This is a genomic window from Pseudomonas sp. WS 5078 (assembly GCF_012985745.1).
Lineage (GTDB): Bacteria > Pseudomonadota > Gammaproteobacteria > Pseudomonadales > Pseudomonadaceae > Aquipseudomonas > Aquipseudomonas lundensis_A.
This window is the reverse complement of record NZ_JAAQWX010000001.1, coordinates 527,967-545,013: the sequence shown is the minus strand read 5'-3', so window position 1 is coordinate 545,013 and position 17,047 is coordinate 527,967. Positions and strand designations below refer to the sequence as shown.

General features: G+C 59.7%; 15 protein-coding genes. 6 read left to right on the top strand and 9 right to left on the bottom strand.

From position 1 onward, the window contains the following. Positions 1–10: 10 nt before the first annotated feature. The 3 genes from HBN68_RS02555 to HBN68_RS02545 all read left to right on the top strand — a co-directional run bounded on the left by HBN68_RS02555 (position 11) and on the right by HBN68_RS02545 (position 3,302). Positions 11–337, top strand: coding sequence for a DOPA 4,5-dioxygenase family protein (locus tag HBN68_RS02555; protein WP_094994928.1), 327 nt, complete (start codon positions 11–13; stop codon positions 335–337). 321 nt (positions 338–658) lie between these two features. Further along, positions 659–2,659 (top strand): choline transporter BetT, encoded by a 2,001-nt coding sequence (gene betT / locus HBN68_RS02550; protein ID WP_094994927.1) that lies wholly within the window; start codon positions 659–661, stop codon positions 2,657–2,659. A gap of 385 nt (positions 2,660–3,044) precedes the next feature. Then, positions 3,045–3,302 (top strand): hypothetical protein, encoded by a 258-nt coding sequence (locus HBN68_RS02545; RefSeq protein WP_169962447.1) that lies wholly within the window; start codon positions 3,045–3,047, stop codon positions 3,300–3,302. A 103-nt stretch (positions 3,303–3,405) separates the two neighbouring features. Here HBN68_RS02545 and HBN68_RS02540 read toward each other — a convergent pair whose 3' ends face one another. The 7 genes from HBN68_RS02540 to HBN68_RS02510 all read right to left on the bottom strand — a co-directional run bounded on the left by HBN68_RS02540 (position 3,406) and on the right by HBN68_RS02510 (position 12,564). Beyond that, complete coding sequence (locus HBN68_RS02540) at positions 3,406–6,468, bottom strand: efflux RND transporter permease subunit (protein WP_169962445.1); 3,063 nt, start codon at positions 6,466–6,468, stop codon at positions 3,406–3,408. Beyond that, positions 6,465–7,532, bottom strand: a complete 1,068-nt coding sequence (locus tag HBN68_RS02535) for an efflux RND transporter periplasmic adaptor subunit (protein ID WP_169962443.1) — start codon at positions 7,530–7,532, stop codon at positions 6,465–6,467. The genes HBN68_RS02540 and HBN68_RS02535 overlap by 4 nt, the downstream gene beginning before the upstream one ends. Next, on the bottom strand, positions 7,529–8,620 hold the full coding sequence (locus tag HBN68_RS02530; RefSeq protein ID WP_169962441.1) for an efflux RND transporter periplasmic adaptor subunit: 1,092 nt from the start codon (positions 8,618–8,620) through the stop codon (positions 7,529–7,531). The genes HBN68_RS02535 and HBN68_RS02530 overlap by 4 nt, the downstream gene beginning before the upstream one ends. A 236-nt stretch (positions 8,621–8,856) precedes the next feature. Beyond that, complete coding sequence (locus HBN68_RS02525; RefSeq protein WP_169962563.1) at positions 8,857–10,002, bottom strand: RHS repeat-associated core domain-containing protein; 1,146 nt, start codon at positions 10,000–10,002, stop codon at positions 8,857–8,859. 111 nt (positions 10,003–10,113) lie between these two features. Continuing rightward, positions 10,114–10,896, bottom strand: a complete 783-nt coding sequence (locus HBN68_RS02520) for a MetQ/NlpA family ABC transporter substrate-binding protein (protein WP_169962439.1) — start codon at positions 10,894–10,896, stop codon at positions 10,114–10,116. A 142-nt stretch (positions 10,897–11,038) separates the two neighbouring features. Continuing rightward, entirely contained in the window at positions 11,039–11,932 is an 894-nt protein-coding gene (locus tag HBN68_RS02515) for a sigma 54-interacting transcriptional regulator (protein WP_169962437.1), read from the bottom strand. A gap of 50 nt (positions 11,933–11,982) precedes the next feature. Further along, the gene (locus tag HBN68_RS02510) at positions 11,983–12,564 is read right to left on the bottom strand and encodes an alpha/beta hydrolase (RefSeq protein WP_169962435.1); all 582 of its coding nucleotides are present in this window, start codon (positions 12,562–12,564) and stop codon (positions 11,983–11,985) included. 236 nt (positions 12,565–12,800) lie between these two features. On the opposite strand from HBN68_RS02510, the gene HBN68_RS02505 reads away from it, so the two are divergent. Beyond that, entirely contained in the window at positions 12,801–13,280 is a 480-nt protein-coding gene (locus tag HBN68_RS02505) for an Mpo1-like protein (RefSeq protein WP_094991874.1), read from the top strand. 60 nt (positions 13,281–13,340) lie between these two features. Here HBN68_RS02505 and HBN68_RS02500 read toward each other — a convergent pair whose 3' ends face one another. Both HBN68_RS02500 and HBN68_RS02495 read right to left on the bottom strand, forming a co-directional pair. Beyond that, positions 13,341–13,985, bottom strand: coding sequence for an HAD family hydrolase (locus tag HBN68_RS02500; protein ID WP_169962433.1), 645 nt, complete (start codon positions 13,983–13,985; stop codon positions 13,341–13,343). A 32-nt stretch (positions 13,986–14,017) separates the two neighbouring features. Next, entirely contained in the window at positions 14,018–14,566 is a 549-nt protein-coding gene (locus HBN68_RS02495; RefSeq protein ID WP_169962430.1) for a gamma carbonic anhydrase family protein, read from the bottom strand. Positions 14,567–14,668: 102 nt separating this feature from the next. Between HBN68_RS02495 and prlC the strand changes: the two genes are divergently transcribed. Next, positions 14,669–16,720 (top strand): oligopeptidase A, encoded by a 2,052-nt coding sequence (gene prlC / locus HBN68_RS02490; protein WP_094991888.1) that lies wholly within the window; start codon positions 14,669–14,671, stop codon positions 16,718–16,720. Next, on the top strand, positions 16,717–16,995 hold the full coding sequence (locus HBN68_RS02485; RefSeq protein WP_094991871.1) for a YheV family putative zinc ribbon protein: 279 nt from the start codon (positions 16,717–16,719) through the stop codon (positions 16,993–16,995). The genes prlC and HBN68_RS02485 overlap by 4 nt, the downstream gene beginning before the upstream one ends. Positions 16,996–17,047: the final 52 nt, after the last annotated feature.

Genomic DNA, 17,047 nt, shown 5'->3' with positions numbered 1-17,047 from the left:
AGAGGCACTCATGCAACGCATCAAGGGCTACCACGCCCACCTCTATTTTGACGCCACGACCCTCGACCAGGCGCGTGCACTTGCCGAAGAAGCCACGCGTCTTTTCAAGCTGCACATGGGCCGCGTCCACGAAAAACCGGTCGGCCCGCACCCCGACTGGAGCTGCCAGTTGGCATTCGGCCCGGAGTTGATCGGCGTGGTCTTGCCGTGGCTGGCGCTGCATCGCAATGGGCTGGTGGTGTTTCTGCACCCTGAGACGGGAGACGACCTGCTGGACCACACCGAACATGCGATCTGGATGGGGGCGATTCGGCCGCTGGATTTGTCTGTTTTTTGATCAAATGCGCGGGGGGAAGAATTTTTTCTGAATTTTTTTCATCGCTGAAAATCCCTCTTTTTCATCAGTGCCCTCTTCGCGCTGAAAGCCCCTTGTGACAACGGCTGAACGTTGATCATGGCCATGTGTCATACCTTGCCATGCGCTAACGTATTAGACGTGAAGCCGTGGGCAGCGATTAGTTCTAAAAGGCCATCCATGTTTAACTTGAATACGTGTTCAACTTAAAACGGTGGTCCGCTGCCCGCTCACAACAGGAGGCTTACCTTTGCCGAATCCGCTCTTTTTGCTCTCGTTTTACCTCTATAAGGTGCACATCCAATGAGTGTACCCCTGACGTCTGAGACGTCTTCCATTCGCATGAACCCGCCGGTTTTTTACTTCGCGGCGATCTTTATTCTGATCTTTGGGGTGGTGGTGATTGCCATGCCCGCAGCGGCCGGTGAATGGCTGCTGGCAGCACAAAACTGGGCGGCCAATACGGTCGGCTGGTACTACATGCTAGCGATGACCCTGTATCTGATCTTCGTGGTCGTCACCGCCTTGTCCGGCTACGGCAAGATCAAGCTCGGTGCCGACCACGACGAACCTGAGTTCAGTTACCTGTCCTGGGCGGGCATGCTCTTTGCCGCCGGGATCAGCATCACGCTATTTTTCTTCTGCGTGTCCGAACCCCTGACGCACATGCTCAACCCGCCGCAAGGCCCTGCCGGTAACGCCGAGGCGGCGCGTCAGGGTATGCAGTTGCTGTTCTTGCACTGGGGCCTGCACGGCTGGGGTGTGTTTGCCTTTGTCGGTATGGCACTGGCGTACTTTGCGTACCGCCACAACCTGCCGCTGGCGCTGCGCTCGGCGCTTTACCCGCTGATCGGCAAGCGCATCAATGGCCCGATCGGGTATGCCGTGGATGGTTTCGGCATCATCGCCACGGTGTTCGGTTTGGGCGCTGATATGGGCTTTGGGGTGTTGCACCTCAATTCTGGCCTCGACTACCTGTTCGGCATGCCGCACACCCAATGGGTGCAGGTGGGCCTGATCACGCTGATGATGGGCGCTGCCATTTTGGTGGCAATTGCCGGCGTCGATAAAGGCGTGCGGGTGATGTCCGATATCAACATGCTGCTGGCCTGCGCGCTGCTGCTGTTTGTGCTATTTGCCGGGCCGACCCAGCATTTGCTCAACACCCTGGTGCAAAACATCGGTGACTACCTCGGCTCGCTGCCGACCAAGAGTTTCGACGTGTACGCCTACGACAAGCCAAGCGACTGGCTGGGTGGCTGGACCGTCTTCTATTGGGCCTGGTGGATCGCATGGTCGCCGTTTGTGGGCCTGTTCATTGCGCGTATCTCCCGTGGCCGGACCATCCGTGAGTTCGTGTTTGGCGTGCTGCTGATCCCGCTGGGCTTCACCCTGGCCTGGATGTCGATCTTCGGCAACAGCGCCATCGACCAAGTGCTCAACCATGGCATGGTTGCCCTTGGCCAGTCGGCCATCGACGACCCGTCGCGCACCCTGTACCTGCTGCTGGAAACCTACCCGTGGAGCAAAACCGTGATCGCCGTGACGGTGTTCATCAGTTTTGTGTTCTTCGTGACCTCGGCCGACTCCGGCACGGTGGTGCTGTCCACCCTCTCGGCCCGTGGCGGCAACCCTGATGAAGACGGCCCGAAATGGCTGCGCGTGTTCTGGGGGGCGATGACCGCGCTGGTCACCAGTGCGCTGTTGTTCTCCGGCAGCATCGATGCGCTGAAATCGGCAGTGGTGCTGACCTCGTTGCCGTTCTCGTTGATTCTGTTGCTGATGATGTGGGGCCTGCACAAGGCGTTCTATCTGGAGTCGCAGAAGAAGATCGCGCAAATGCACTCGCTGGCACCGGTCTCGGCTTCGCGCCGCGGGCGTGGCGGCTGGCGTCAGCGCTTGAGCCAGGCCGTGCACTTCCCGTCACGCGACGAGGTGTACCGCTTTATGGACACCACGGTGCGGCCAGCGATTGAAGAAGTAAGCGCCGTGTTCCTTGAGAAAGGGCTTAACGTCGTCACCCAGCCTGACCCGGCCAACGACAACGTGAGCCTGGAAATCGGCCACGGTGACGAACACCCGTTCGTGTACCAGGTGCAGATGCGCGGCTACTTCACCCCATCGTTCGCCCGTGGCGGCATGGGCCCCAAAGAGCTGCGTAACCGCCGTTACTACCGGGCCGAAGTGCACTTGAGTGAAGGCAGTCAGGACTACGACCTGACCGGCTACACCAAAGAGCAAATCATCAACGACATCCTCGACCAGTACGAGCGCCATATGCAGTTCTTGCACCTGGTGCGTTGATCGAGACAAGCCCGCCCGCAATGGGCGGGCTTGTGGTTGGGGCCGCGCTTGACCTCGGCCGGTTCTACGGACCTTTCCCTGACTGTTGTGGGATCAGGCTTGCTCGTGTTTGCCCCCATTGTGATGGCCGTTACGGGCTGCCTATAGTCCGCGCCGTCGCTGAATTTTCAGCGATCAGGTGTGCAAGCCTGTCCCTACCGATTCCAACTTTCCATTTCGCTTGCTAGGCTCCGCGCCTGCACCTGCGTTATGGCGGTTGTGCGCGGGAGACCTCAGGGTCTGCCGGGTGGGTAGGTAACCGGTCTTGCACACCCGCGCACAGCTGCCACCCTCTTTCTGCGTGCAAGCTGATTGAAGTGGCTCCTTCTCTTCAGGAGTTTGAAAAATGCCGCATTACCTTCCGCAAACCGACAACCCTGTCGGCTCCGACGTTCTTCTGATTGATACCCGCGCCTCTGTGTCTGCCCTGCTCTGTTGTGCCGAGCAGCGCTTTCAGGCGGCCAAGAATTTGTTACGCAGTTTGTCCCACTTAAGCGCCGCCAGCAGTGCCCAGCAGGAATTGAACGCGGTGTGTGAGGCGACTGCACTGTTGTTGCAGGAAGGCTGCGATGTGCTGGGGGTCGTGGTGTTGCGGTCGGACTGAAAGCCCGCGCTCACGCACCCTCTCCCGGCGGGAGAGGGTTGGGATGAGGGGCTTTTGCAGGCGGGCCTCTCTTTAGCCCTCCCGCATACGCCCCCTGCCTCGATTATTTGGCGACCGGGCTGGGTTCCTTCGACTCCTTGATTTTGTACCAGGCCACGTACAGCGCGGGCAGGAACAGCAAGGTCAGCAAGGTGGCAGAGATGATGCCGCCAATCATGGCGTAGGCCATCGGCCCCCAGAACACTTCGCGGGCAATCGGGATCATGCCCAAGCTGGCGGCCGCAGCAGTCAGCAAGATCGGCCGACGACGGTGTTCAGTCGCTTGCACCACGGCGTGCCACGGGTCGTAGCCGTCGCGCTCGAACTGGTCGATCTGCGTCACCAGAATCACCGAGTTACGAATAATGATGCCCACCAGCGCCAGAATCCCCAGGATCGCCACAAAGCCCATAGGCGTTCCGGTCGGCACCAGCGCCAGCACCACGCCGATCAGCCCCAGTGGCGCGACACTGGCCACCAGAAACATCTTCTGCACGCTCTGCAACTGGATCATCAAAAAGGTCGCCATCAAAAACAGCATCAACGGCACCACGTGCGCGATCGGGCCTTGCGCCTTGGCGCTTTGCTCCACTGTGCCACCGGTTTGCAGCGTGTAGCCACGGGGCAACTCTGCCGCAAATTTGTCGATAGCCGGCTTGAGGTCCGCCACCAGGTCGGTCGGTTGCATGCTGCCGCGCACCGACGCCTTGAGGGTCAGGGTCGGGATGCGGTCGCGGCTCCAGATCAGCGGTTGCTCCAGTTCATACCGCACGGAGGCAAAGGCCAGCAATGGAATGGAGGTGCCGCTCGGGGTGGTGATTTGCAGGTTGAGCAGGGTTTCCGGGGAGTCCCGCTCGGTGCCCACCGCCCGGCCGACAATGTTGATCAGGTAAATGTCGTCTTTGACCTGACTGACCGCCGCGCCGCTGACGATGCTGTTCATCACGCGGGCCACGTCTTCGGACGAGAGGCCGTACTGGCGGGCTTTGTCCTGAGCAATGTCGATGCGCAGGACTTTGCCGGGTTCGTTCCAGTTGAAGTTGATTTCACCAACGTTCGAGTTGGCATCGAGCACCGTGGCCAGATCAATCGCGTGTTTGCGCACCTGATCGATGTTCGGGCCACTGACGCGGTATTGCAGCGGCTGACCCACCGGCGGCCCCAGCTCAAGGGTGTGCACGAACGTGCCGACGCCCACAAAGTCGTCGCGCAAGCGTTTCTCCAGGCGAGCCATCAGCGCATCGCGGCTCTCAAGCCCGGTGCTGACGATCACCAGTTGGGCAAAAAACGGGTTTTGCAGTTGCTGGTCCAGCGGCAGGTAGAAACGGATCGCACCCTCGCCGATGTAACTGCTCCAGCGCACGATGTCCGGGTCGCCCTTGAGGGTGTCCTCAAAGCGCTGAGTGACCTTGAGGGTTTCAGCGATGGAGGCGTTTTGCGGCAGGTTCAGGTCCACCAGAATTTCAGGTCGGTCTGACGACGGGAAGAACTGGTTTTGCACCAGGCCCAGGCCGAACACCGACAGCACGAACATCAGCACAGTCGCGCCAATGGTGAGCCACCGATGGCGCATGCACCACAGCAGGCCCGTATCAAACGCATGGGCCAGACGCCCTGGCTTCTCGGGCTTGGGTTTGACCTTGGCGCTGAGGATATGCACGCCCAGCACCGGCGCGAACAACACGGCCACCACCCACGAGACCAGCATCGCGACGGCTATCACCGCGAACAGGGTGAAGGTGTACTCCCCGGCCGAGCTGTTGTTGAGCCCGATAGGCACGAAACCGGCGACCGTCACCAACGTGCCGGTGAGCATCGGGAAAGCCGTGGAGTGGTAGGCAAACGTGGCCGCTTGCTCCTTGCTTTCCCCCATTTCGAGCCGCGTAATCATGACCTCCACGGTAATCATGGCGTCATCCACCAGCAGGCCGAGGGCGATGATCAGCGCACCCAGCGACACCCGCTGCATGGCGATGCCGGTGAACTCCATGAACACAAACACCAGCGCCAGCACCAGCGGGATCGAGATGGCCACCACCAGTCCGGCGCGCAGGCCGAGGCTGATAAAACTCACCCCCAGCACGATAATCACCGCTTCGAACAGCGCACTGGTGAAGCCGCCCACGGCCACTTCAACCACTTGGGCCTGGTCCGACACCATGTGCACGTCCACCCCCAGCGGCAGTTCGGCTGTCAGGTCGTCGATGCGTTGTTGCAGTTCCTGCCCGAACGCCTGAATGTTGCCGCCATCGTTCATGGCGATGGCCAGGCCGATGGCCGGTTTACCGTTGTAGTGGAACATCGGTGAAGCAGGGTCAACATAACCCCGGGTGATTTCGGCAATGTCTGCCAGGCGATAGAACCGGTCATTGACCCGCAGGTTGACGGCTTCGAGGTCTTCAGTGGTGTGGAATTGCCCGGAGGTGCGCACCGACATGCGCTCCGGCCCCGCTTCGATCACCCCGGCGGGGGTCACGGCGTTTTGTGCTTGCAGGCTTTGCAGCACCTGCTGCTGATCCAGCCCCAGCGCAGCGAGTTTGCGGGTCGAGAAATTCAGGTAAAACGTCTCATCCTGCTCGCCAATGGTCATCACCTTGCCGCGATTGGGCACGTCGCGAATCCCGGTGCGCACATGCTCCACGTAATCGCGCAGTTGGCGCATGGTGAAACCGTCGCCGGTAAAGGCGTAAATGGTGCCGTACACATCACCGAACTCGTCGTCGAACCCCGGGCCTTGAATGCCTTGGGGGAAGTCGCCGCGAATGTCGTCGATTTTCTTGCGCACCTGGTACCAGATCTGCGGAATCGCCTTGGCCTCGGTGGTGTCCTTGAGGAACACGAACACCGTGGACTCACCGGGGCGGGTGTAGCTTTGCACGTAGTCCAGCGAGTCGAGTTCCTCGAGTTTTTTCTCGATCCGGTCCGTGACCTGCAGCATGGTTTCATCGACCGTGGCGCCCGGCCAGCGAGTCTGAATCACCATGGTCTTGATGGCGAAGCTGGGGTCTTCGGCGCGCCCCAGGTTCATGTACGAAAAGATCCCGGCAAGGACCGCGACGAACATCAAATACCAGACAAACGACTGATGCTTCAGGGCCCACTCGGACAGGTTGAACTTCCCATTCATTGCGAGCTTTCCTTATCCAGTCTGACGTTCTGTCCGGGCGTGAGGCTGTTCACCCCGGCAATGACCACTTTGTCGCCGCTCTTGAGGCCGCCGCTCAACAGCGCCGTGTGCGCGTTACGGCGCAGCACGGTGACTTCATGCGGGCTGACAGTGTGCGAGGGCGTGTCGATGATCCACACGCGGGTTTTGCCGTCGGTTTCTTGCAGGGCGGTGACGGGCAGCTCGAAATGCTCGGCAATCGGACTGCTGACGGTCACGCTGACCGAGCTGCCCAGGCGAAACGCGGGCGGCGTCTGGTCCAGCGTCAGGCGGGTACGCCGGGTGCGGGTGGCGCTGTCGGCCTGCGGGGCGATTTCCCGCACATGGGCGGTGGTTTTCACGTTGGGATCAAGCTGCCCCGCCACTTGGAATTCGATGCCTTTGGGCAACGCCTCGGCCAATGGCCCCGGCAGGTCAATCACGGCTTCCTTGATTTCGGGGCGGGCCAGCGTGACGACCTCTTCACCGATGCTGACCACTTGGCCAGCTTCGGCTTTCCAGTCGGTGATGACGGCGTCATGGTCGGCGCGCAGGTTGCAATAACTGAGCTGGTCTTGCGCCTGGTTGACCGCCGCCACGGCCTGTTGCATCGAAGCCGCCGTGGTTTTCAGGTCAGCCTGGGCAGTATCAAGTTGCGCCTGGGCGCCGACACCGCGGTTGAACAGCTCTTGCTGACGACGGGCATTGGCTTGTGCGTTGATGAGCTGCGCCCGCGCTTTGGCCAGATCGCCTTGCGCGGCGCGCAGTTGGTTTTGCTGATCGGTCGGGTCGAGGTTGGCCAGAATATCGCCCTGTTTCACCACGGCGCCGACGTCGTAATAACGCCGCACAATGCGCCCCGGCACGCGAAAGCCCAAGGTGCTTTCGTAACGCGCTTCGATATTGCCGGCGAAGCGGCCGAAGTGTTCTGTCAGCTGAGGCTCAGCCACCACGTACAGCGCAGGGCGAACCGGTTCCGGGGCTTTCTCTTCGGAGCAACCGACCAGCAGGGCGGCGGCCAATGGCACGATCCAGAAGGGCTTCATAGCTCAATACCTCCGGCCGGGACGGGGGCAATCTCGACCTGCATGCCGGGGTGCAACAATTGGCCGCCTGCGACCACGACGTTCTCTCCGTCCTTGAGGCCTTCGTTGATGATGACGCTGCCGGTCAGATAACGCCCGACTTTCACCCGTTGCAGGCGCACGCTGTTGTTGTCGTCCACCAGCCACACAGCGGGTTCGCTGACGTCTTTGGTCAGTGCCGACCAGGGCAGTTCGATGCTGCGGCTGGGCGGCGGGGTCAGGTTGACGCTGACGATCGAGCCTAAATCCATGCCCTTGGGCAGTTCATCGAGCTGTACCTTGATTTGCAGGGTGCCGCTTTGCGCCGCCACGGTGGGGGTGATTTCCCGAATCTGGCCTTTGACCTTGATCTGCGGATTGCTGAGCAGCGTGACCTGAACGGTCGGGTCCTTGGGCGGTTCGATGAACAGGGACTCGTAAACGTTGAACACTGCATCCCGGGCGCCGTCGCGGGCCAATGTGAAAATCGGCATGGTGGCTTGCACCACCTGCCCCACTTCGGCCTGTCGCGCCGTAATGACACCCGGTGCTTCGGCTTCGAGGTTGCTGTAACTCAACTGTTCGCGGGCGTTGGCCAACTGCGCCTGAGCAGCGGTCAGTGCACTTTGCGCGCTGAGTTGTGCGGCGTTGGCGGCATCGTATTCGCTTTGGCTGGTATAGCCCTTTGGCAGCAGTTTTTGCTGACGGATAAACGCGGCGCGGGTTTGCACCACTTGCGCCTGCTGGGCATTCACGCTGGCCTGCGCCGTGGCGACCTGGATTTTCAAATCTTTGGGGTCCAGGCGCGCCAGCACTTGGTGGGCCTTAATATGATCGCCGACGTCTACGCTACGCTCGATAATTTTGCCGCCCACGCGGAAAGAAAGCTGGGTCTCGACCCGCGCCTGAATGTCTCCGCTGAGTTGAATCGGGGGCGCAAATTCGCGCGTGCTCACCTGCTGTACATACACCCGTGGCGACAGAGGCGCTTTGGGGGCTTCTTTACCGCACGCGGTCAGCAATACCACCAGGCTGACGCCCAACATACCCATACTTCGAGGACCAGCCATGCAGGCTCCTTTGCGTGATGCTGATTTAGCTGACGATACGACTGACAGCGTAGAACAGGGTTCAGTGTCTGTCGGACTCTATGTGCGGCGACAGGTAATCATGTCTGTTTCTTTGTAAGAAGTCGCCCATATGAAAGCCACAGGCGTTGGTCAATTAGCGCGTTATCCCTCAAAGGGAGCAGGCGATGGGGTGGGTCGTTCGAAGGGGGGCGGGACGGCTTGGGGCTGTGCGCAGATTAAAAGGAGCTTCGTCTTATATCTCCGGCTTTCGCCTGGATTTTGGTCAGCTCTTTCAGCACATAAATTTGTCTTGCCTGATTGTTAAAGGATTCATGAGAAACCTCTAGAGGCGGTGCTGAAGGCTCAGGAGCCCCTGCCGATGAAGACGATCTTGAGACGCTTGCTGACGAGGCAGGCGTAGCGCGGTTAGCCACGGGCGATTGGGTTCTTGAGCCCTGTGGGAGGCTTCTAAAAAAGTCGTAGGTTTCAATAAACGCACTATTGGCTCTCGCCTGTCTGGCCTGTTTGCGCATCGCTCTCCAGCCGAACACGTTAGCACCCACGCCTCCTGCTAAACCCAGTGCCGAGAGGCCCAGCATTGACCAAAGCAGTGCGTTACCGTCATCCCCCTCGTCCTTGGATGCTGCCACCTGCCGGCCCACGCCGACGACACTGGCTGTTATTCCCACTGTTGTTCCGACGACTCTCGCCACGGCAGCGACCGAGATTGTATTTTTTTTCAGGTTTTTGAGTGCGCTCCAAAACCCGACACCGGGTATGGCCCCATTGATGCCGCTAGCCACGCCGAGTATTGAGAGTGCGATAGAAAGAATATTGTCCAGGGCTAACCGCCCGCTGGGGTCTACCCGATTCACCGGGTCCCCTTTGCAATAGGCATAGGCGTTGATCCCTCCTGCACTAAACGGGCTTAACCGGTCCGGACTGTTGAAGCGCATGAGCACGGTGTTGTAGGCCCGATGGCCATTGCCTAGCAGATAGTGTCCGGTTGAAGGGTCAGGAAGTTCTCCGTTAAAAGCCAACAGGCTTTGCTGCCCAGGTTGAGCCGTCTGATGCCCATAAGGGCTATACGCCAAAGCACCCTTTTCGCCAGCACTGAGTTCGAGTAACACGCTGCGTTGCTGGTCAGTCACCAGAAGCTGTGCGTCGGCAGCTCTGCGGGTTGCCAGGAGTTGGTTCTGGAACTGAAAGACCGACTGGCGTTGATCGCCCTGCAGCTGTGTACTCAAGCGTTCACGGTTATAAAAGCGCTGCGCAGGTGGCGCTGAGTCAAGTTGGTGGGTGGTCAAGCGATCCAGCGGGTCGTAGCCGTAGTGTGTGCGGGGCATGACCGAGCGCTTCTTTGCCTGAGTTGCAGCAAGCATCACCGTCAAACGGTACGCTGCCTACCTAGCAACTCTGCTAGGTGATGTAACGCGCAATGAAAAACGCCGACGCTGTGCAAGCCGTCGGCGTTTGGGGTGACGCTGCACGGGTTAAAACGCTGGCAGCACGGCACCGTTGTATTTCTTCTCAATGAACGCTTTGACCTCAGGGCTGGTCAGGGCTTTGGCCAGTTTCTGGATAGCTTCGCTGTTCTTGTTGTCCGGGCGGGCAACCAGGTAGTTCACGTAGGGCGAGTCAGCCCCTTCAATCACCAAGGCATCTTTAGCCGGGTTCAAGCCTGCTTCCAGTGCGTAGTTGGTGTTGATCATGTCCAGATCGACCTGATCCAGCACGCGGGGCAGCATGGCGGATTCAAGCTCTTTGAACTTGAAATTGTGCGGGTTTTTGGCGATGTCCTTGGGTGTCGAGACGGCATTTGTAGGGTCTTTGAGTTCGATCAAACCGGCCTTCTGCAACAGGATCAACGCACGGCCGCTGTTGCTGCCTTCGTTGGGGATCGCGATGGTTGCACCGTCTTTGAGTTCGGCCAGCGATTTAACTTTCTTCGAGTAACCCCCAAACGGTTCAACGTGAACGCCGATCACGGTTTCAAGGTGAGTGCCTTTGCCTTTGTTGAAGCTCTCTAAGTACGGCAGGGTCTGGAAATAGTTGGCGTCGAGACGCTTTTGATCGACCTGCACGTTGGGTTGCACGTAGTCGGTGAAGACTTTGATGTCCAGGTCCACGCCTTCTTTGGCGAGGGCCGGTTTGATCAGCTCAAGGATTTCGGCGTGGGGAACGGGGGTCGCAGCGACCACCAGTTTCTCGCCAGCCTGCGCCAGGCCTGCCGTCAAAGCAGCCGCCAATGCGGTAAACAACAGAACCTTTTTCATGCAATGCCCCTACGTACGTGGCCGTTCGAATGACGGCTTGATTTGGATGACGGAGCTGACAATACCGAGATTCTTTATTCCCTAATAATAATTTTTAATCGCTGGCTTATACCTATTAGTTATTTAAAGGCGTTATCAGGCCCTACAACAAGGCTTTGAGCGCTGCCAGCTCTTGCTCGGTCGCGCCTCTGATGAACAATTCGATCTGACTCAGCGCATCCGGCAGGTTCAAATGCTCGGGCTGGATCTCATCGCCCGTGCTCACCAGCAACGCAAAATGGATCACGTTCTCCAGCTCGCGGGTGTTGCCGGGCCAACTGTGGCGTTCGAGTACCTGTTGCGCGCTGTCGCTGATAAAAGGCACGGGCAGGCTCAGACGCTGGCTGTAGACCCCCAAAAAGTATTCAGCCAGCGACAAAATATCCCCCGGGCGTTCGCGCAAGGCCGGCAAGTCCAGTCGCCCTTCGCTCAAATAGTGATACAGCCGTTCATGGAACTTGCCCGCCGCGATCGCCTGCGCCAGGTCAATGCTGGTGGCCGCCACCAGCCGCACATCCACCGGGTTGGGCTGATGGGCACCCACGCGGGTGACTTCGTGGTTTTCCAGCGCGGCCAGTAATTTGATTTGAATCGCCAGCGGCAAATCCCCGATCTCGTCCAGGTACAACGTGCCGCCGTTGGCCGACCCGAACCACCCCGCCCGGCTGCTGGCAGAACTGCTGTGGGCTCCGGCTGCGTAGCCAAACAGCTCAGCGTCGGCATAGGTGGGGCTGATCGCGCCGCAGTTTACCGACACAAATAACCCCGTACGGTCGCTGGCGCGATGAATGTGGCGGGCCAGCAGTTCCTTGCCGGTGCCGGTCTCGCCACGGATCAGTACTGGCAGTGAACGAGGCGCCAACAGTTCGAGGTCGCTGCGCAATTGGCGTGAGCGCGGGTCGACAAACACCAGCGCCTTGGCGCGAATGCTCAGTGGGCTTTTTTCAGCGTCAGGAAACGTCAGCAGTGGCTGACCGAAAGTTTCATGCAGGCTCATGGCAGGCTCCCGCCCGCCGCCGGAGGGTGGGCGCGGGCGTTACAGAAAAATCATGCGCGGCGCAGGGCGTCGTGCTCTATGCGGGTTTGCAGGCGATACAAAAAAGCGAAACCTTGCTCCCAGCGCTGATGCCCGGACTTGACGTTGATGTGTCCGGCGCCGCTGATGATTCCGATCTCCGCGCCCCATTGGCGGGCAAACTCCATCGCCCTGGAGGCGCTCACGGCCGGGTCGTTATCAGAACTGACGATCTGGCTCGGGAACGGCAAACGCTGTGCCGGAATCGGTGCAAAGTTACGCAGGGCGGGCGCACAGGCAGGGCGTTCGACATCGGCCGGCGCCACCAGCAGCGCGCCCCGTACTTGGCTTAACAGACTGGCAGGTGCCCGTTCGGCCCAATGCGCCACGGTGATGCACCCCAGGCTGTGAGCAATCAGAATCACCGGTGTGTTATCAGCGGCAATCGCTTCGGCCAGTGCGGCGATCCAGTCTTCGCGACGTGGCGTCAGCCAATCAGCCTGTTCCACACGTGCACCGTTGGGCAGGCTGTTCTGCCAGTGGGTTTGCCAATGATCGTCGGCCGAACCTTGCCAGCCCGGCACTATCAAGTAGCGAATCGACTCGTTGCCCATGGGTGTGCGCCTCCTGCTTGGGTGTGTTACCGGGTCAGTATAGGGATGGCTTTTAGATTCGCTAAGGAATAAGAAGCTATTTATTAATAACTAAAAGAACTTAACAAGGGCCCTCACTCGCGACACTGAGCCGTAATTCACCCCGTCACTGGCCGTAATTAAGTACTTTTGGCCGTCTGCGTGGGTGTCACGGGGTGCCTACACTGGGGGTCATCGTTAATCCCAAAGGCTGCGCCATGAAAACCCTCGTCGAGCACCTGAGCCAGTACGCGGCGTATCACCGCGATGCGCGAAATATCCTGACCCACTTCGTCGGTATTCCGCTGATCGTGATTGCGGTGGCGACGCTGTTGTCACGCCCGCAGTGGGCCGCAATTTCGCCCGCGTTGGTGTTGATGGTGGCCAGCGCGGTGTTTTATCTGCGACTTGAGTTACGGCTCGGGCTGTTGATGACGCTATTGCTGGGGTTGGCCGTGTGGCTCGGGTATGCGCTGGCGGCCCTGAGCACGGGGCTGTGGCTGGGCTGGGGCGTCGGGTTGTTTGTGCTGGGGTGGGTCATTCAGTTTGTGGGGCATTACTACGAAGGTCGAAAACCGGCGTTCATCGATGACGTGACCGGGCTGATCGTCGGGCCGCTGTTTGTGGTGGTGGAGCTGGGTTTTTTGCTGGGCTGGCGCAAGGATTTGCAGCAGGCGATCGAACGAAGCAGTCGCTGACGCATTGAGCGGGTGTTTGGCACCCGCGCCTTTACGGCAGCGACGACCCCGTTGCGGGGCTTATCTGAACGCCTGATGCAGTTGCGCCAGGGTTTGAAAGTGGTAGGTGGGCGCGAACGCGCTCAGCTCTTCGAAACTGCCGAACCCATACCCCACCGCGGCGGCATCCAGGCCGTTGTCGCGGGCGCCGATCAGGTCATGCTTGCGGTCGCCGATCATCAAGGTCTGCGCCGGGTCGAGCCCTTGCTCGCTCATCAAGTGGCGGATCAGCTCGACTTTATTAGTGCGTGTGCCGTCCAGCTCGCTGCCGTAAATCACCTTGAAGTGCCGGGCGAAGACAAAGTGCCGGGCGATTTCGCGGGCGTACACCTGTGGCTTGGAGGTGGCGATAAACAGCTGTCGACCTTGACTGACCAGCTCTTCAAGCAGCGGCGTCACCCCTTCGAATACGTGGTTTTCGTACAGCCCGGTCACGGCAAACCGCTCGCGGTAATAACCCATGGCTTCCCAGGCCTTGGCCTCGTCAAAGCCATACGTGGCCATGAACGCTTGCAGCAAGGGCGGGCCAATGAAGTGTTCCAGCGTGCGCACGTCAGGTTCGTCGATGCCCATTTTGCTCAGGCCGTACTGAATCGAGCGCGTAATACCCTCACGCGGGTCGGTCAACGTGCCGTCGAGGTCAAACAATACGTTTTGGTAATGCATGCAGGGCTCCTAAGCCGTGATCGTGGAGAGGCTCAAACGGGCTGGTGGTAGCCTTCGGCCAAGTGTTGGTCCTTGAGTTTGACGTAGTTGCCAGCGCTGTATGTGAAGAAGGCCTTTTCCTTGTCGTTCAGCGCGCGCACTGGCCTGACCGGGCTGCCAACGTACAGGAACCCGCTGGCCAGGCGCTTGCCGGGCGGCACCAGGCTGCCTGCGCCAACGATTACATCGTCTTCAATGACAGCTCCGTCCATCACGATGCTGCCCATGCCGATTAACACGCGGCTGCCCACGGTACAGCCATGCAGCATGACTTTGTGCGCGATGGTTACGTCGTCCCCGATCAGCAACGGGTAACCCTCGGGGTTGAACGGCCCGGCGTGTGTGATGTGCAGCACGCAACCGTCCTGCACGCTGGTGCGCGCGCCAATACGGATGCGGTGCATGTCGCCGCGAATCACGGTCAATGGCCAGACGGAGCTGTCGGCGCCGATCTCGACATCGCCGATCACAACGGCTGAACGGTCAACGAAGGCGCGTTCGCCCAATGCGGGGGTGTGCTGCTGGAACGGACGGATGGACACAAATAGCTTCCTTCTTTAGCAGTAATAGGGCGTCACAGGGCTGCGGTCTGCGGCGATTGTAATTAAGATGGCCCAATGTTTCTTCCAGCCAAGGTGCTTAACGTGAGCGAGAACAACCCTCTATTGCAGCCCTACGACCTGCCGCCGTTCTCGGCGATCCGTCCTGAGCACGTGCAGCCGGCCATCGAGCAGATCCTCGCTGACAACCGCGCCGGCATCGAAAAAATTCTTCAAGAACAGGGCCGTAACCCAACTTGGGAAGGTCTGGTGCTGGCCATGGATGAGCTGAACGACCGACTGGGCGCAGCCTGGAGCCCGGTCAGCCATTTAAATGCCGTGTGCAACAGCGCTGAGCTGCGTGCTGCTTACGAGGCATGCTTGCCAGCCTTGAGTGCGTATTCGACTGAAATGGGTCAGAACCGCGCACTGTTCCAAGCGTTCGAAGCCCTCGCGCATAGCCCGCAAGTGGCAACGTTCGATCAGGCGCAACTGACCATTCTGGAGCATTCGCTGCGCGACTTCCGTCTGTCGGGTATCGACCTGCCGCTCGACAAGCAAAAGCGCTATGCGGAGGTGCAGAGCAAGCTGTCCGAGCTGGGCAGCACATTCTCCAACCAACTGCTGGACGCCACGCAAGCCTGGACCAAGCACATCACGGACGAAGCCGCTCTGGCGGGCCTGACCGAGTCGGCCAAGGCGCAAATGGCCGCAGCTGCTCAAGCCAAAGGGCTGGACGGCTGGCTGATTACGCTCGAATTCCCGAGCTATTACCCGATCATGACGTACGCCGAAGACCGCGCGCTGCGCGAAGAAGTCTACGCGGCGTACTGCACCCGTGCGTCGGATCAAGGCCCGAATGCCGGTACGTTCGATAACGGCCCGGTGATGGAAGAAATCCTCGACCTGCGCCAGGAGCTGGCGCAGTTGTTGGGCTTCGGCAGTTTTGCCGAGCTGAGCCTGGCCACCAAAATGGCCGAGACGCCGGACCAGGTACTGACCTTCCTGCGTGATCTGGCCAAGCGCAGCAAGCCGTTTGCCGCGCGTGACCTGGAGCAACTGCAAGCCTACGCCGCCGAGCAAGGTTGCCCACAATTGAAAAGCTGGGACACCGGGTTCTTCGGTGAGAAGCTGCGCGAGCAGCGCTACAGCGTGTCCCAGGAAACCTTGCGCGCGTATTTCCCGATCGACAAAGTGCTCAAGGGCCTGTTTGACATCGTGCATACCCTGTACGGCATCGAGATCGTTGAGCTCAAAGGCTTCGACACTTGGCACCCGGACGTTCGGCTGTTTGAAATCAAGGAAAACGGCCAGCATGTCGGACGTTTCTTCTTTGACTTGTACGCCCGCGCCAACAAGCGTGGTGGTGCGTGGATGGACGGCGCCCGCGACCGTCGTCGCACGGCAGCAGGTGTATTGCAAAGCCCGGTGGCGAACCTGGTGTGCAACTTCACCCCGGCAGTGGCGGGCAAGCCTGCCCTGCTGACGCACGACGAAGTGACCACCCTCTTCCATGAATTCGGTCACGGTTTGCACCACATGCTGACCGAGATCGAACACTCCGGCGTGTCCGGTATCAATGGCGTGGCATGGGATGCGGTCGAGCTGCCCAGTCAGTTCATGGAAAACTGGTGCTGGGAGCCTGAGGGCCTGGCCCTGATTTCCGGCCACTACGAAACCGGCGAAGCCTTGCCGCAAGACCTGCTGCAGAAAATGCTCGCCGCCAAGAATTTCCAGTCCGGGCTGATGATGGTTCGCCAGCTGGAGTTCTCGCTGTTTGACTTTGAATTGCACGCCACCCACGGTGACGGCCGCAGCGTGGCACAAGTGCTCGATGGCATCCGTGACGAGGTCTCGGTTATGCGTCCACCGGCGTACAACCGCTTTCCGAACAGCTTTGCACACATCTTCGCAGGCGGTTATGCCGCGGGTTACTACAGCTACAAGTGGGCGGAAGTGCTGTCGGCGGACGCGTTCTCGCGTTTTGAAGAAGAAGGCGTGTTCAACCCGCACACCGGCAAGGCGTTCCGTCAGGCGATTCTGGCCCGCGGTGGTTCCAAAGCGCCGATGGAGCTGTTCAAGGATTTCCGTGGCCGTGAGCCATCGATTGACGCGCTGTTGCGTCACAGCGGCCTGACCGAGGACTCGGCAGCATGAGCGATGCACCCGTGATCAAAACCAAAAAACGCTTTATCGCCGGGGCTGTATGCCCGGCGTGCAGCGAGCCTGACAAATTGATGATGTGGAATGAAAACGACGTGCCGCACCGTGAATGCGTGGCCTGCGGTTATTCGGACACATTGAATGAACAGGGCCTGTCGGTACCCAAGGAGCTGGGAACGCGGGTTAATACATCGGCGTTGAATAAAGCGCCTGACCCCAAGGTGCAGGCGGTGCAGTTCTTTCCCAATCCGAAGCTGAAAAAGCCTTAACACCCCAAGCCCTGTGGTCGCCAAAAGCTAATGCGGGGCGACCACAGGGCGG

What these genes read in the sequence shown, in the direction of transcription:
- HBN68_RS02555 (WP_094994928.1), top strand. Translation starts at nt 11, where the DNA reads ATGCAACGCATCAAGGGCTACCACGCCCACCTCTATTTTGACGCCACG.
- betT (WP_094994927.1), top strand. Translation starts at nt 659, where the DNA reads ATGAGTGTACCCCTGACGTCTGAGACGTCTTCCATTCGCATGAACCCG.
- HBN68_RS02545 (WP_169962447.1), top strand. Translation starts at nt 3,045, where the DNA reads ATGCCGCATTACCTTCCGCAAACCGACAACCCTGTCGGCTCCGACGTT.
- HBN68_RS02540 (WP_169962445.1), bottom strand. Translation starts at nt 6,468, where the DNA reads ATGAATGGGAAGTTCAACCTGTCCGAGTGGGCCCTGAAGCATCAGTCG.
- HBN68_RS02535 (WP_169962443.1), bottom strand. Translation starts at nt 7,532, where the DNA reads ATGAAGCCCTTCTGGATCGTGCCATTGGCCGCCGCCCTGCTGGTCGGT.
- HBN68_RS02530 (WP_169962441.1), bottom strand. Translation starts at nt 8,620, where the DNA reads ATGGCTGGTCCTCGAAGTATGGGTATGTTGGGCGTCAGCCTGGTGGTA.
- HBN68_RS02525 (WP_169962563.1), bottom strand. Translation starts at nt 10,002, where the DNA reads ATGCTTGCTGCAACTCAGGCAAAGAAGCGCTCGGTCATGCCCCGCACA.
- HBN68_RS02520 (WP_169962439.1), bottom strand. Translation starts at nt 10,896, where the DNA reads ATGAAAAAGGTTCTGTTGTTTACCGCATTGGCGGCTGCTTTGACGGCA.
- HBN68_RS02515 (WP_169962437.1), bottom strand. Translation starts at nt 11,932, where the DNA reads ATGAGCCTGCATGAAACTTTCGGTCAGCCACTGCTGACGTTTCCTGAC.
- HBN68_RS02510 (WP_169962435.1), bottom strand. Translation starts at nt 12,564, where the DNA reads ATGGGCAACGAGTCGATTCGCTACTTGATAGTGCCGGGCTGGCAAGGT.
- HBN68_RS02505 (WP_094991874.1), top strand. Translation starts at nt 12,801, where the DNA reads ATGAAAACCCTCGTCGAGCACCTGAGCCAGTACGCGGCGTATCACCGC.
- HBN68_RS02500 (WP_169962433.1), bottom strand. Translation starts at nt 13,985, where the DNA reads ATGCATTACCAAAACGTATTGTTTGACCTCGACGGCACGTTGACCGAC.
- HBN68_RS02485 (WP_094991871.1), top strand. Translation starts at nt 16,717, where the DNA reads ATGAGCGATGCACCCGTGATCAAAACCAAAAAACGCTTTATCGCCGGG.